Below are 14,377 nucleotides of genomic sequence, written 5' to 3' on the forward strand. Positions count from 1 at the left end.
CGCCGCTTACGTAAAGCTCTGCGCGAGCGAGCCGATCAGCAGCTGCCAGCCGTCGACCAGCACGAACAGCATCAGCTTGAACGGCAGCGACACGGTGGACGGCGACACCATCATCATCCCCATCGACATCAGCACGCTCGCGACGACCATGTCGATGATCAGGAACGGGATGAAGACGGTGAAGCCGATCTGGAAGCCGGTCTTCAGCTCGCTCGTGACGAACGCGGGCACCAGCAGCGACAGCGGCACGTCCTCGGGGCCCTGCATCGGCGCGGCCTTCGAGATCTTCGCGAACAGCGCGAGATCGGTCTCGCGGGTCTGCTTCAGCATGAAGGTCTTGAACGGCGCGACGCCGCGCTGCACCGCCTGCTCCATCGGCATCGAGCCGTCGGAGAACGGCTTGTAGCCGTCGTTGTACGCGCGGTCGAGCACCGGCGACATCACGAAGAAGGTGAGGAACATCGCGAGGCCGACGAGCACCTGGTTCGGCGGCGTCGTCGCGGTGCCGAGCGCCTGGCGCAGCAGCGACAGCACGATGATGATGCGCGTGAAGCTCGTCATCATCAGCATCATCGCCGGCAGGAACGACAGCATCGTGAGCAGCAGCATCGTCTGCACGCTCAGCGAATACGTGGTGCCGCCGTGCGGGCCCGGGCTCGCGTTGAACGCGGGCAGGCCGTTCGCCTGCGCATGGGCGAGCGCGGGCGCGAGGCAGAGGATCAGCACGGGCGCGAAGCGCGCCGCGCGATGCAGGAATGCGTGTTTCATCGGAATGCGGGGTCGGAAAGAGGGCACGGCGCCATGTCAGCGGTCCTTGCCGCGACCGAGGCGCTTCGCGGCTTCGCCCGCGAGCGCATCGCGAAACCGCGCGCCGAACGTGCCGGGCAGGCCGCCGTCGGACGGGGTGGCGCCGGCGGGTGCGTCGGCCGAGGCCGAAGCCGCTGTCGCGGTGGCCGCCGCCGAACCGGCCGGCAGCGTATGCAGCAATCGCACGTTGCCCGGCGCGACGCCGAGCACGAGCCAGGTGTCGCCGATCTCGACGATCGTCGCGTTTTCCTTCGCGCCGACCGCGACGCTCGACACGACCTTCAGCGGGCCGCCGCGGCGTGCGTGCTGGAAGCCGAAGCGGCGCGCGAGCCACGCACACGCGAACACGAGACCGATCACGACCACGAGCCCGACCAGCGTCTGCAGCACCGCGCCGAAGCCGAGCGACGGTGCGGCCGAACCGACCATCACGCTCGACGCGATCGAGCCGGCGTGGTTCACCGCGTTCATGTCGGCGGCGCCGGCCGGCGCGCAGGCAAGCGCCGCCGCAATGGCCGCGGCGGCGGCCGCCACGCGCGCGACGCGCACGCGGCGGCCGGGCGCTGCGACGTTCATCGATTCAGCTTCCGGATGCGTTCGGCCGGCGTAATGATGTCGGTCAGGCGGATACCGAACTTGTCGTTGACGACCACGACCTCGCCCTGCGCGATCAGGCAGCCGTTCACGAGCACGTCCATCGGCTCGCCGGCCATGCCGTCCAGCTCGACCACCGAGCCCTGCGCGAGCTGCAGCAGGTTGCGGATCGCGATCTTCGTGCGGCCGAGCTCCACGGTCATCTTGACCGGGATGTCGAGGATCATCTCGATGTCGTTGTGCGTCGAGCTCGCTGCGGCCTTCGACAGCGGCTGGAACACGCCGGCGCCCGTCGCGCCCGGCTGCACCGGCTGCTGGTTCTGCTCGGCGAGTGCGGCCGCCCAGTCGTCCATGCCCGGATCTTCTTCCGCCGCGGCCGGCGCCGCCTGCGCGGCGGCGGCCGATGCCGCGAGGGCCGCGTCGGCCATCGCTTGTGCGTCGTCCTCGGGCGTCTGGTTCAGCTCACTCATATCCACCTTCCTTCATCGAATCGCCCGCGCTGATCATCTTCTGCACGCGCAACGCATATTGACCATTGAAAATTCCGTAGCCGCATTCCATCACCGGCACGCCGTCGACCTTCGCGGTGATCGTGTCCTCGATTTCCAGCGGCAGCACGTCGCCCGCGCGCAGGTTCAGGATCTTCTCGAAGGTCGACGAGATCTCGGCGAGGTTCGCGGTCAGCTCGACCTCGGCGGCCTGCACCTGCTGCGACAGCACGCGCACCCAGCGGCGGTCGACTTCGAGCGCCTCGCCCTGGATCGGCGACGCGAGCACGTCGCGGATCGGCTCGACCATCGAGTACGGCATGCAGATGTGCAGCGTGCCGCCCGTCGGCCCGAACTCGATCGAGAACTGCGTGACGATCACGATCTCGTTCGGCGTCGCGACGTTCGCGAACTGCGTGTGCATTTCCGAGCGCACGAATTCGAACTGCAGCGGCCGCACGCTCTTCCATGCGGTCGTGTAGTGCTCGAACACGAGGTTCAGCAGCTTGCCGATGATCCGCTGCTCGGTGGCCGTGAAATCGCGGCCCTCGACGCGCGTGTGAAAGCGCCCGTCGCCGCCGAACAGGTTGTCGACGACGAAGAACACGAGGTTCGGGTCGAACACGAACAGCGACGTGCCGCGCAGCGGCTTCACGTGCACCAGGTTCAGGTTCGTCGGGATCGGCAGGTTGCGGGTGAACTCGCTGTACTTCTGCACCTTCACCTGGCTGACGGAGATTTCCGCCGTGCGCCGCATGAAGTTGAAGATGCCGATCCGCAGCAGGCGCGCGAAGCGATCGTTGATGATCTCGAGGCCGGGCATCCGGCCGCGGACGATCCGCTCCTGCGTCGCGATGTTGTAGGGGCGGACGCCCGATGTGTCGCGGTGCTCGTCGACTGCATCGGCTTCGCCCGTGACGCCCTTGAGGAGGGCATCGACCTCCTCCTGGGACATGAACTCCTGGTGACCCATACGCGCTCCTTTCGCGGCCGCGTTACTGGACGACGAATTCGGTGAACAACACGTCGTCGACCTTCGCGCGCTGGTTGCCCGGCTGCGTAGGCTGCTCGATCAGTTCCCGCAGTTCCTTCGCGAGCGAACGTTTGCCGTCCGGCGTCGCGAGATCCTCGGGATGCTTGTTCGACAGCGCGAGCAGGATCCGGCTGCGGATCTCCGGCATCCGCGCGGTCAGCTGCTCCTGCGCCTTCGGGTCGGTGAGCTTCAGCGACAGGCCGACGCGCAGGTAGTGCTGCGCGCCGTCGTCGGACTGCAGGTTCACGGTCAGCGGGTCGAGCGGGAAGAACACCGGCGCGGCAAGCGGCGCCGGTTCGGCGGGCGCGCTCGCATGGCCGACGCCTTCCTTGCTCAGGAACACGTACATGCCGCCGGCTGCGGCAGCCGCCGCGCCCAGCGCGATGACGGCGATGAGCGCGATGCGCTTGAACTTGCCGGACGAAGCCGGCTTGTCGGCGGTCGGGTTTGCGGTCGTGGAGGCCATGTGAATGCGTGCGTGATGTCTCGTAGCATGCATTGTTCAGCATCCGGGCCGAGCCCGATGGGCGGAAAAGAGGGGGGATTTGCGGCTATCTCAGCCGATTGTCGGCCGGGTGTCGGCCGGATGCAGGGTAAGCGGGGGCGGAAAGGGCCGCCGGGCTGGCGGCCGACGCGTGCGTGGCCGGGAAGAGGCACCGTTCCCGCCGCACGGAGCGTGCCGCGCCGATGGCGGCAGGCGCGATCGGGCCGGGCCGGCGCCTGGCGGGCGCCGGCCGCCCGCTCAGATCGGCAGCAGCGTCAACAGCGGCGCGATCAGCACCATCGCGACGCCCGCGATCATCATCGTGAGGCTCGACACGACGCCTTCCTCGCTGCCGATCTCGCGCGCCTTCGCGGTGCCCACGCCGTGGGCGGCCGCGCCGAACAGCGCGCCGCGCGCGAGGCGCGTGCGCAGCGGCACGAGCGCGAGCACGATCTCGCCGAGCAGCATCCCGCAGATGCCGGTCGCGATCACGAACAGCGCGGTGAGATCCTTCGGCGCGTGAATCTTGTCCGACACGGCGAGCGCGAACGGCGTCGATACCGAGCGCGTCATCAGCGAGCGCTGCAGCTCGGGGGACAGGTGCAGCAGCTTCGCGAGCAGCAGCGACCCGCACACGCCCGCGCCGATCCCGACCGCGACGCCGACCGACAGCGACAGCCAGTGGCGGCGGATCAGGTCGCGATAGTCGTAGATCGGCACCGCGAACGCGATCGTGGCCGGGCCGAGCAGCCACATCAGCCAGCGCGTGTCGTGGAAGTAGACCGAATACGGGATGCCGGTCAGCAGCACGAGCAGGACCAGCACGCCCGGCACAAACACGAGCGGCGAGAACAGCAGCGTCTTCTTGAACGCGTAGAGCCGCTTCGACACGAAATACAACACGATCGTCAGCACGAAGCAGCCGAACGAGATCGCGGTGTTCGCCTCGTCGGCGGACAGGTTCGTCAATGCGGCCAGCATGGCAGGCTCCGCCTCAGTGTGCCGACGCGGCGCTCAGGCGCGTGCGGCGGCGTTCGGCGAACACGCGCTGCACGGCGAGCCGGCGCTCGAGCTTCGCGGCGAGGTCGACCGCGACGGCCACGGCGACCATCACGAACGCGGTGCCGGCGAGCATCACCAGCGCGATGCGCCAGCCATCCTCGCGGAACAGCCCGCCGTACTGCACGGCCGCGACGGCGGCCGGCACGAAGAACAGCAGCATGTCGGACAGCAGCCAGTTCGCACCGTCCTTCACCCACGCGGGCGCGACGCGGCCCGAGAACAGCAGCACGAGGAGCACCGCGAGGCCGATCACGCCGGACGGGATCGGCAGCCCGATCTTGCGCACGGCCCAGTCGACCGCCATCCACAGCGCGCCGAGCGCGGCGGCCTGCAGCGCGATCCGGCCCGTGTGCGCCAGGCTGCCCGAAGCGGCGGGGCGGGCGGCAAGTGCGGCGGTCGGCTTGGTCATGGCGGGCTCCCTACAGATATTCCGTTGATGGTGCGAGTATAGGGTTTCCCCTAACCATAAATAAAATGACTTGTCTCTATCCTTATCATTCCAATTCGGAATTCGTTTATTGATCGCCGCACCAATTTGGGGAGTCGTCGATGGAATTGCGCGCGCTGCGGTACTTCGTCGAGGTGGTTCGCCAGCAGAGTTTCACGGCGGCCGCCGACAAGCTGTTCGTGACCCAGCCGACCATCAGCAAGATGGTGAAGGCGCTCGAGGACGAGATCGGTTCGCCGCTGCTGCTGCGCGACGGCCGGCAGATGGTGCTGACCGACGCGGGGCGGATCGTGTTCCAGCGCGGCCAGGACGTGCTCGCCGCGCAGGCGCAGCTGCAGTCGGAGCTGAACGACCTCGGCACGCTCGGGCGCGGCGAGCTGACGATCGGGGTCCCGCCGCTCGGCGGCTCGCTGTTCACGCCGATCATCGCCGCGTACAAGCAGCGCTACCCGAACATCGAGCTGAAGCTGTTCGAGCAGGGCGCACGGATGATCGAGGCCGCGCTGATGTCGGGCGAGCTCGAACTGGGCGGGCTGCTGGAGCCGGTCGATCCCGGCACCTTCGAGCGGTTGCCGATGGTGCGCGCGCCATTATGGCTGGTCGCACCGCGCGAATCGCGCTGGGAGGATCACGCGGCCGTGCCGCTCGCGGATCTCGCGCGCGAGTCGTTCGTGTTCTACGCGGAAAGCCTCGCGCTGCACGACGCGGTGCTGGACGCGTGCCGGCAGGTCGGCTTCACGCCGTCGATCGTGAGCCGCAGCGGCCACTGGGATTTCATGGCCGCGCTCGTGCATGCGGGGGTCGGCATCGCGCTGCTGCCCGAGCCGTATTGCCGGCGGCTCGACGCGGGCCAGTTCACGTGCCGGCCGATCGTCGAGCCGGAGATCACGTGGGCGATCGCGCTCGGCTGGCTGAAGAAGGGGTATCTGTCGCACGCGGCGCGCGCGTGGCTTGAAGTGGCGCGGGCGACGCTGCCGATCGCGCCGGGCGACGACCTCGCGTTCGGCGGGTTGCGGGCGAGGGAGTGACGCCCGCCGAGGCGGGCGGTAAGGCGGACGAGGCGGGCACAACGGCCGCCCGCCGCGCGGTCAGTGCCCCATCGCCGGCCCGGCGCCCTTCCTCGGCTTGGTGATCCACACGAGCGCCGCGAGCGCGCCGAACATGAACGCCGACAGCAGGAAGAAGTCGTTGGTCGCCATCATGAAGCCCTGCTGCGTGACGAGCTGATTGAGCTGCGCATTGGCCGTCTGGCCGACGATGCCGAGCTGCGACAGCGCGCCCTGGTAGTCGGTCGTGCTCTGCGCATACACGCTCACCGATTCCGACAACCGCGCGTGGTGGTAGATCGCGTCGTTCTCCCAGAACGTCGAACTCGCCGCGGTGCCGATCGCGCCCGACAGCGTGCGCAGGAAGTTCGACAGCCCCGACGCGCTCGCGAGCCGGTCGTCGGGGATGCTCGACAGCGTGATCGTCGTCATCGGCACGAAGAAGCACGCAACGCCGATCCCCTGCACCAGACGCGGCAGGATCACATGGCTGAACGGCACGTCGAGCGTAAACGTCGAGTTCCAGATCGACACGCCGGCGAACACGATGAACGCGAAGCTCGCGACCATCCGCAGGTCGAGCCGGTGCATGTTGCGGCCGATCAGCGGCGACAGCACGAGCGCGAGCAGCCCGACCGGCGCGGTCGCGAGGCCGGCCTTGCCCGCCGTGTAACCCATCACGGTCTGCAGCCACAGCGGGAAGATCACGACCGAGCCGAAGAACGCCATGAAGCCGAACGAGATGATCATCGCGCCGAGCGCGAAGTTGCGGTCCTTGAAGAGCGACAGGTCGACCACCGGCTCCTTCTCGGTCGCCTCCCAGACGAGCATGAACGCGAGCGACACGACCGCGATCAGCGCGAGCGCGACGATGAACGTCGAGTTGAACCAGTCGCGATCCTTGCCGAGGTCGAGCATCATCTGCAGGCACGACACGCCGATCACGAGCAGCGCGAGGCCGATCGCGTCGATCCGCTGCTTCGACGTCTTCGTCTCGCGGCCGCGCAGCAGGAAATACGCGCAGGTCGCCGAGAAGACGCCGATCGGCAGGTTGATGTAGAAGATCCACGGCCACGTGTAGTTGTCGCTGATCCAGCCCCCCAGCAACGGGCCGAAGATCGGTGCGACGATCACCGTCATCGCCCATAGCCCGAGCGCGAGCCCGCGCTTCGCGGGCGGGTAGCTGCGCATCAGGATCGTCTGCGACAGCGGCACCATCGGCCCCGACACGAGGCCCTGCAGCAGCCGGAACGCGATCAGCGTCTCGAAGTTGGTCGCGAGGCCGCACAGCGCCGAGGCGATCGTAAACGCGAGTACCGACAGTGTGAACAGCCGCACCTCGCCGACCCGCCGCGCGAGCCAGCCGGTCAGCGGCACCGCGATCGCGGAGGCGACCGAGTACGACGAGATCACCCAGGTGCCTTCGCTCGTCGCGACGCCGAGGCTGCCCGAGATGGTCGGCACCGCGACGTTCGCGATCGACGTGTCGAGCACTTCCATGAAGGTGCCGAGCGCGAGCCCGACCGTGAGCAGCGCGAGTGCGCCGCCGGACAGCGGTGCGGGTTCGGCAGCGGGGGAGGCGGCGGATGCCGTGGTGGCGGACATCGAAATCTCCTAGACGCGGCGCGCGCGACGCGCCGGCACAACGCACGGGTGTGCGCCGCAGCGCAGCCCGGCCGGGTGGAACGGATAAAGGGAAAAGGGGAGCGCGTGCCCTGTCATCTTCTGCCCAGACAGACAAATAAACGAACGCTTAACCTAGACATGGGGCCTCCGCGCACATCAGCTGTCCGCTTCGTCGTCGGGTTTCGGGCAACCGGTCGAGCCGGGCCCATTGGCGATGAAGCGCTGCAGCAGGCCGATGAGCGTCGCGAGCTCGTCGGCCGAGAAACCGTCGAGCTGCGCGTTGAGCGTGGTCGCGATCAGCGACGGCAGCGCCCGGGCTGCTTCGGCGCCGCGTTCGGTCAGCGTCAGCTCGATCATCCGGCGATCCTGCTCGCTGCGCGAGCGTGCGACCAACCCCTTGCGTTCGAGCCGGTCGAGCAGCCGCGTCATCGAACCGCTGTCGTACGACATCCTGCGGGACAGCTCGAACGGCGTGCGCGCATAGCCACGCGACAGCAACAGGATCACGCCGATCTGCTGCGCGGTGAGGTCGAGCGGCTCGAGTGCACGATCCATCCGCTCGACGAGCGCCTGCTTCGCCTTCGACAGGTAATAGCCGAGGCTCGTTTCCAGCGCGATGTTCTCGGGATCGTAGAGGCCGCCGGTCATGCGATTGCGCACGCAGCAATAGTGCGTTTCAGATTTAAACGCGCCCAGTATCTTGAAAATTGATTGCTTAGTCAATATTATTTGAGGCAACCAGTTACGACGTGCATGTTGCACTGCCGGAGACTATGTTCTGACCGATTCGCCCGCGCTGCGGGCACCCCGAGGATGTTCGCGATGCTGTTCCTGAAAAATGCCGCCGGCGCGCTGCGCCGCAACCTGACCGATACCGCTCATCATGCGTTTTCCGGGCCGCACCGCGGCTGGAAGATCGCGCTGTACGTGACGATGCTGGTGGTGCCGGGCGGCTCGCTCGCGGCGCTCGGGTTCGCATGGTTCGATCATCGCCGGCAGCGCAATGCGAAAGACGGCGCTCGCCGCACGGGCCAGCCGGCCGCGACGGAGCCGTCGACATGGCGGTCCGCCGCCGAACCGCTCCCGCTGCCCGCGCGCTGCCACTGACAGCGCGCGGCTCCCGCCTTCCCGACTGCTCCGACTGGGCGCCGGCCGCGTCACGCAACGGCCGGCGTCACGCGTCCGGCTTCCCGTCAGCGAGCCGTAATGGCCGGTAAACCGGCCGCTCGCGCCCGTAACACATTCCTGTCGCCGCGCACCGTACCCTTGGGGCTGCGCAGCTTTCCCGCCGTCAGTTACCATTTGTCCGCCAGCGGCACGACGACCGCACCGCGCGACGCCGTCCCCCGCGCCCAGACAGGAAAACCACCATGCCGTACACCTCCCTCCCGCGCGCCCTTCGCCCGCTGAGCGCCGCCGTCGCCGTCGCGACGGCCGTGCTGCTCGCCGGCTGCGCCGTCGGGCCCGACTATCACCGGCCCGACACGTCGATCCCCGCCGCGTACAAGGAAGCGCCGGCCGGCTGGAAGGTCGCGCAGCCCGCCGACCGCACCGACCGCGGCGCGTGGTGGAGCGTCTACGATGATCCGCAGCTCGCATCGCTGATGAACCAGCTCAACACGTCGAACCAGACCGTCGCGCAATATGCGGCCGCGTACCGTCAGGCGCGCGCGCTCGTCGCCGAAGCGCGCGCCGCGTATTTCCCGACCGTCGGCTTCACGGGCTCGGCGACGCGCTCGCGCTCCGCGGTGTCGTCGTCGGCCGCCAGCAGCGGCGTCAACGCCGGCCCGATCGGTACGAACTACAACATCGGCCTCGACGCATCATGGGAGCCGGACCTGTGGGGCAAGGTGAGCCGCACCGTCAGCGCGCAACGGGCGGGTGAGGCCGCTGCAGCCGCCGATCTCGCGAATGCACGACTCTCCGCGCAGGCGACGCTCGCGCAGACGTACTACCAGTTGCGCACCGCCGACGCGCTGCAGAAGCTGCTCGACGACACCGTGAAGTCGTACGAGCAGTCGCTCAAGCTCACCGAAAACCAGTATGCGCAGGGCGTCGCGGCCCGCGCGGACGTGATCCAGGCGCAGACCCAGCTGCAGAGCGCACAGGCGGCCGCAATCGACAACGGCGTTGCGCGCGCGCAGTACGAGCATGCGATCGCGACGCTGATCGGCCAGCCGGCTTCGACGTTCTCGCTGCCGCCGGCGCCGCTGACGGCCGTGCCGCCCGTCACGCCGGTGGACGTGCCGTCGACGCTGCTCGAGCGGCGGCCCGATATCGCGGCGGCCGAACGACGTGCGGCGGCCGCCAACGAGCAGATCGGCGTTGCGATCGCGGCGTTTTTCCCGACGCTCACGCTATCGGCGAGCGGCGGCTTCCAGAGTTCGGTGTGGTCGCAACTGTTCACGCTGCCGGCACGTTTCTGGACCGTCGGTCCGCAACTCGCCGCGACGCTGTTCGACGCGGGCCTGCGCGCCGCGCAAACCGAAGCGGCCCGCGCAACCTACGACCAGGACGTCGCGACGTACCGGCAGACGGTGCTCTCGGCCTTCCAGGACGTCGAGGACAACCTCGCGTCGCAGCGCATCCTCGCGCAGGAAATCGACGTGCAGCGGCAGGCGGTCGACAGCGCCGAGCATTCGCTCGCGATCGTCACGAACCAGTACAAGGCCGGCACGGTCGCCTACCTGAACGTGCTGACCGCGCAGACCACCGCGTTCACTGCGCAGCAGAAGCTCGCGACGATTGCCGGGCAGCGGATGGTGTCGTCGGTCGGGCTCGTGAAGGCGCTCGGCGGCGGCTGGAACGTAGCGGAGATGGCGCGCGAGAACGGCGACATGGCGGCGCCGGCACCCGTGCCGGCGTCCGGTGCGGCCGCGCCCGCGGCCACCGCACCGTCGGTCGCTGCGCCGCTCGCGCAGAAGTAGGAAGGGAAGGGCGACGCGCGCGTCAGCGCTGCGCGTCGCCGAAGATCAGCGAAACCTCGTTGTTCCCGATCGGGTGACCGAGCAGGTTCAGCAGCCCGGCGAGGTTAGCCTGCTGTTCGGGCGCCGAATGCGCGGTGCCGCGGAACGATCCCTGGCCCGGGCCGAAGTTGCCGTGGCCGTCGAGGAACAGCGGGCCCTGCGTCGTCGACAGGTCGAGATCGGCGCCGGCCCCCTTCGCCTGCAGCACCGCGCGGTACGAACCGAGCGGCTTCACGCGCGATACGCGCGAACTCATCGAGTCGATCGTCACCGTCAGCTGGCCGAACGCGTTGTTGCCGATCAGCCGCCAGTCACTCCAGCCGAGCCGCACATCGCCCTGCAGGTCGAGCGTGTTGAACGGCGTGCCGAGCCCCGCGAGCAGCGACGCGGGCACGGCCATCGTACCCGCCGACAGCACCGCGCCGCGCCACGTCGCATCGAGCGTGACCGCATCGGGCATCGCCTCGGTCTGCCGCATGCGCATCCGCACGCGCCCGGTCAGCAGCGGCCAGAAACCCGTGGTCCATTCGACCTGGCCCGGCAGCAGCGTCGCCGCGCTCTGGTCGGCCCCCGGCGCGAGCATCAACGTGCCGGAGCCGTGCCACAGCGACCCGTCGGGATCGACGAGATTCACGTGCCCGCCGGTCGCGCGTGCGAACTGCGGCGCGATCCACGCGGCCGGCGCGAGCGCGACGAGCGTCACCGCCGTCGCCAGGCCACCCGCCAGTACCCACGGCAATACGGTGGCGAGCCGCTTGATTCCCGGCCTCATCGGCCGACCGCCACTTGCGTCATCCACTGCGTCATTTCTGCGTAGACGGTTGCATCACGGCCGTCAGGTCGACCTGGCCGTCGTCCTTCAGCGCCGTTGCATGCGCCTCGCCGACCTGCACCTTGAACTGCCGGCGCGCATCGTCGAGCCACTGCGTCCACGCCGGGAACGACACGTTCTTCATCTGGATCTGCACGCCGTTGCCGACGATCTGCACCTGCGCACCCTGCAGCCCGTGATCGGACAGCGACGCGGTCAGCGCGTCCTTCAGCGCGAGGCCGGTCGGCGCCACGCCCTGCGCGGCGGCCGCCAGCGACTTCGCCTCGTTCGCCTGCGCGGTCATCTGCGCGAGCTCGCCGCGCATCGTCGGCAGTTCGCGCTGGATCCGCGCGCGGCCTTCCTGCGCGGGCGACCACAGCACCGAATACGCGATCGTGACCGCCAGCACGGCGCCGCCCCAGCCGAGCAGCGTTTTTTCGCGCTGGGTGCGCTCGCCCCAGAACTGGGCCAGCGTCTGGTTCAGTTGTTCCATCTTCATGAGCGGCTCCGGATCGTCCATTTGCCCGTGTTGCTGTCGACTTCGCCGGACAGTCCGTTACGCGCGAGGCGCTGCGTGAAATCGGGATCGACCTTGACCTCCGGCTTGAAGCCGACGTCCAGCCGCCGGTCGTGATAGTCGAGCGACGCGATGCCGTTCAGCGGCAGCGCGCCCATCGAACGCGACAGCCCGCTCGCCAGCGCGAGGAAATCGTTCGGCGACAGCTCGCCGGCCGCCAGGCGCAACTGGTCGAGCTGGCGCTGCATCTGCGCGGGCGGATCGAGCACCGTCGTCGTCTTCGGGAACGCGGACAGCAGCGTCTCGGTAATCTGCGCCGACAGCGCATCGCGCTCGCGCGACAGCTTCCACCAGTGCAGGTTCATCCCGATCACCGCCACGCCGAGCGTCGCCGCGACGAGGGCGAGCGGTACCCGCAGGCGCTTCACCGTCGCGCGGTCGAAGCGCCACGGCTGCGATTCGAATTCGAACTGGCACAGGTCGAACTTCTCGGTCAGCGCGCGCCGCGCGAACGCGTCGAACGACAGCGGTGCGGCGCCCGGCAGCAGCGGGCCGCCGTCGGTGCGTCCGACCGATGCCAGGCGAGGCTCCGCACCCGGTTCGCCGAGTTCGTACAGTTCGACATCGCCGCCGCCTGCCAGCGCGGCCAGCGTGCCGGCCGCGCGCGACGCAGGCGCCGCGAAGCCTTCACCAAGCGCACCGCGTGCGACCGCGAGTTCGAGGCGCGGCGCACCGGCGGCGGCCGGTTGCGCGCCGGCCTCGACGAGCACTTGTTCAACCGATGCCGCGAGGCCGAGCACCGCGGCCACCGTCGCCGGGCGGGCCGGCGGCGCCTCGACGGCGTCCGCAGCAACCGCCGCGGCATCGACCGCGCTGTCAGCCGGCGCAGCGATTACGTGCGGCGCCGGCAGGCAGCGGGTCGCAGGCACCGCGCTCAGGTGCCGGTGGCCGGCCGCCGTGAACGCGTCGCAGATCGTGCGGAACCACGCGCGATCGACGACGGCCAGCACGCGGCGCCCGTCGGGCAGCGCGTCCGGATCGATCGCGATATGGCAGCCGAGCGGATCCTGGATCAGCTGATCCTCGACGATGTTGGGCAGCGCCTGACGCAGCTTCGGTCCCTTCAGCGGCGGCACGGTCGCGGCCAGCAGCAGCACGTCGCGCGCGGCGACGATCAGCACCGTCGCATTGGCGCGCGGCAGCAGCGCGAGCGCGGCGCGGCCGGCGCGCTGCACATGGCCGGCCTTGTCGACGAGCGTGAACGGCAGCTCGGGCCACTGCCATTCCTGCAACGGCACGGCAGGCTCGCGCGGCGGCAAAGAAACAATCAACGTGCTCACAAGAGCTCCTCTCCCGATTGGCGTCGTTATAGCTGGTCGCGGATGCGCACGACCCGTGTCGAGTGCGTGGTCGGATCACGATACACGAGCGAGGTGCGATCGACCTCCGCGCGTTCGTGCTGGATCCGGCCATGCACGATGAAATAGCTCGAATTGACGTCGACGACGCTCGAGTCGAGCGTCACGTTCGGCGGCGCACCGGCGCCGCGCAGCGCGAGCTGCACGTCGGCGAGGTTGCGGAAAAACACGGTCTCGCGGCGCGACACGAGCGCCTGCGCGGACGACACGCTCATCCCCGGCATCAGCGCCGCAATGACCTCGGCCGGCGCGGTGTTCATGTTCACGGGCGTCGTGGTCGGCAGCACGGTGACGAACGGGCGCAGCCGCGCGACCATCTCGGGCGTCACGCCGTCGACGTCGAGCAGGCTGTCGACGCCGGTCATCATCAGCGGCGCGGGCCCGCGGTCGCCGCCCGTCATGCCGGGATCGTCGGTGAAGCCGCCGCCGCCTTGCTGATCGGTCGTCACCGGCGCGGTGACCGGCGGCGCCGTGCCGCCACCCGGCAGCGTCGGCATCTGGAAACGCGTCGCCGAATTCAGCAGGCCCGCGCGCACCTGCAGCGCGATGCGCTTCGCGAACGCGCCGTCGTAGCCGAGCGTCGTCAGCAGGCGCTGGAACGCCTGGACCTGCGTGACGTTCAGCTGCAGCACGCCGGGCGCCGGCGACGCCACGAGGTTGCGCAGGTTGAACTTCGCCTGCGCATCCTCGATCGAGCCGGAGATATAGGTGTCTTCGCCACCGGTGTCGTTGGGCGCGCCGATCCGGCCGAGGAAGTCCGACAGTTTCGTCTTCGCGATCGGTACGCCCCAGATCCCGCCGAGATACGTGATGCCGGGCGCCGTATCGCCTTCGGAGCGCAGGATCATCCGCGTCCAGTCGAGCGCGCCGCGCGCGACCCATTGCGCCTGCGCGATCACGCGCTGGTTCTCGATGCGGCGGATCTGCACCTGCTGGCGCCACAGCATGCCCGAGACGAGGATCGCCGACAGCGCGACCACGAGCAGCGCGGTGATGATCGCCGCGCCGCGCTGGCGGCCGCGTGCGCGACCGGCAGCACGGGCGGCAAATAACGGGCGGTGAGGGCGCGCACGCATC

Annotated in this window: 16 protein-coding genes; 3 read left to right on the plus strand and 13 right to left on the minus strand. The window is 69.1% G+C overall.

From position 1 onward, the window contains the following. Nucleotides 1–6: 6 nt before the first annotated feature. From fliP to LGN17_RS25405, 7 genes are all read right to left on the minus strand, one after another. Entirely contained in the window at nucleotides 7–768 is a 762-nt protein-coding gene (gene fliP, locus LGN17_RS25375) for a flagellar type III secretion system pore protein FliP (RefSeq protein ID WP_226199171.1), read from the minus strand. 36 nt (nucleotides 769–804) lie between these two features. Further along, nucleotides 805–1,383 carry a flagellar biosynthetic protein FliO gene (gene fliO / locus LGN17_RS25380; protein ID WP_226199172.1) on the minus strand — a complete coding sequence of 193 codons (579 nt, stop codon included), beginning with the start codon at nucleotides 1,381–1,383 and terminating at the stop codon, nucleotides 805–807. Further along, complete coding sequence (gene fliN, locus LGN17_RS25385; RefSeq protein ID WP_021162235.1) at nucleotides 1,380–1,871, minus strand: flagellar motor switch protein FliN; 492 nt, start codon at nucleotides 1,869–1,871, stop codon at nucleotides 1,380–1,382. Before fliN ends, fliO begins: the two co-directional genes overlap by 4 nt. Beyond that, nucleotides 1,864–2,862 (minus strand): flagellar motor switch protein FliM, encoded by a 999-nt coding sequence (gene fliM / locus LGN17_RS25390; protein WP_175969783.1) that lies wholly within the window; start codon nucleotides 2,860–2,862, stop codon nucleotides 1,864–1,866. Before fliM ends, fliN begins: the two co-directional genes overlap by 8 nt. A gap of 22 nt (nucleotides 2,863–2,884) precedes the next feature. After that, nucleotides 2,885–3,421: a flagellar basal body-associated protein FliL gene (fliL, locus tag LGN17_RS25395; RefSeq protein WP_049097223.1), complete on the minus strand. Its 537-nt coding sequence runs from the start codon at nucleotides 3,419–3,421 to the stop codon at nucleotides 2,885–2,887. Between the two features lie 243 nt (nucleotides 3,422–3,664). Then, on the minus strand, nucleotides 3,665–4,387 hold the full coding sequence (locus tag LGN17_RS25400; RefSeq protein WP_226199173.1) for an LrgB family protein: 723 nt from the start codon (nucleotides 4,385–4,387) through the stop codon (nucleotides 3,665–3,667). A 13-nt stretch (nucleotides 4,388–4,400) separates the two neighbouring features. Continuing rightward, the gene (locus tag LGN17_RS25405) at nucleotides 4,401–4,877 is read right to left on the minus strand and encodes a CidA/LrgA family protein (protein WP_226199174.1); all 477 of its coding nucleotides are present in this window, start codon (nucleotides 4,875–4,877) and stop codon (nucleotides 4,401–4,403) included. 140 nt (nucleotides 4,878–5,017) lie between these two features. On the opposite strand from LGN17_RS25405, the gene LGN17_RS25410 reads away from it, so the two are divergent. Then, the gene (locus LGN17_RS25410; RefSeq protein ID WP_226199176.1) at nucleotides 5,018–5,944 is read left to right on the plus strand and encodes a LysR family transcriptional regulator; all 927 of its coding nucleotides are present in this window, start codon (nucleotides 5,018–5,020) and stop codon (nucleotides 5,942–5,944) included. 60 nt (nucleotides 5,945–6,004) lie between these two features. Here the strand turns inward: LGN17_RS25410 and LGN17_RS25415 are convergent, their stop codons facing one another. Beyond that, nucleotides 6,005–7,567 carry a DHA2 family efflux MFS transporter permease subunit gene (locus LGN17_RS25415; protein ID WP_175969788.1) on the minus strand — a complete coding sequence of 521 codons (1,563 nt, stop codon included), beginning with the start codon at nucleotides 7,565–7,567 and terminating at the stop codon, nucleotides 6,005–6,007. Between the two features lie 177 nt (nucleotides 7,568–7,744). Next, nucleotides 7,745–8,236 (minus strand): MarR family winged helix-turn-helix transcriptional regulator, encoded by a 492-nt coding sequence (locus tag LGN17_RS25420; protein WP_175969789.1) that lies wholly within the window; start codon nucleotides 8,234–8,236, stop codon nucleotides 7,745–7,747. Between the two features lie 174 nt (nucleotides 8,237–8,410). On the opposite strand from LGN17_RS25420, the gene LGN17_RS25425 reads away from it, so the two are divergent. Both LGN17_RS25425 and LGN17_RS25430 read left to right on the plus strand, forming a co-directional pair. Beyond that, the gene (locus tag LGN17_RS25425; protein ID WP_011350474.1) at nucleotides 8,411–8,695 is read left to right on the plus strand and encodes a multidrug ABC transporter ATPase; all 285 of its coding nucleotides are present in this window, start codon (nucleotides 8,411–8,413) and stop codon (nucleotides 8,693–8,695) included. A gap of 263 nt (nucleotides 8,696–8,958) precedes the next feature. Further along, nucleotides 8,959–10,515, plus strand: coding sequence for an efflux transporter outer membrane subunit (locus tag LGN17_RS25430; RefSeq protein WP_226199178.1), 1,557 nt, complete (start codon nucleotides 8,959–8,961; stop codon nucleotides 10,513–10,515). A 22-nt stretch (nucleotides 10,516–10,537) separates the two neighbouring features. On the opposite strand, the gene LGN17_RS25435 is transcribed toward LGN17_RS25430, so the two are convergent. From LGN17_RS25435 to gspK, 4 genes are read right to left on the minus strand one after another with little or no spacing between them, the layout of a single operon-like run. Further along, the gene (locus LGN17_RS25435) at nucleotides 10,538–11,326 is read right to left on the minus strand and encodes a type II secretion system protein N (protein WP_226199180.1); all 789 of its coding nucleotides are present in this window, start codon (nucleotides 11,324–11,326) and stop codon (nucleotides 10,538–10,540) included. A gap of 31 nt (nucleotides 11,327–11,357) precedes the next feature. Then, nucleotides 11,358–11,864, minus strand: coding sequence for a type II secretion system protein GspM (gene gspM, locus LGN17_RS25440; RefSeq protein WP_175956588.1), 507 nt, complete (start codon nucleotides 11,862–11,864; stop codon nucleotides 11,358–11,360). After that, nucleotides 11,861–13,222 (minus strand): type II secretion system protein GspL, encoded by a 1,362-nt coding sequence (gspL, locus tag LGN17_RS25445; protein WP_226199181.1) that lies wholly within the window; start codon nucleotides 13,220–13,222, stop codon nucleotides 11,861–11,863. Before gspL ends, gspM begins: the two co-directional genes overlap by 4 nt. A 26-nt stretch (nucleotides 13,223–13,248) precedes the next feature. Beyond that, on the minus strand, nucleotides 13,249–14,376 hold the full coding sequence (gspK, locus tag LGN17_RS25450) for a type II secretion system minor pseudopilin GspK (protein WP_226199182.1): 1,128 nt from the start codon (nucleotides 14,374–14,376) through the stop codon (nucleotides 13,249–13,251). Between the last annotated feature and the right edge of the window lies 1 nt (nucleotide 14,377).

This window comes from Burkholderia sp. AU30280, assembly GCF_020420125.1.
In the GTDB taxonomy this organism is placed as follows: domain Bacteria; phylum Pseudomonadota; class Gammaproteobacteria; order Burkholderiales; family Burkholderiaceae; genus Burkholderia.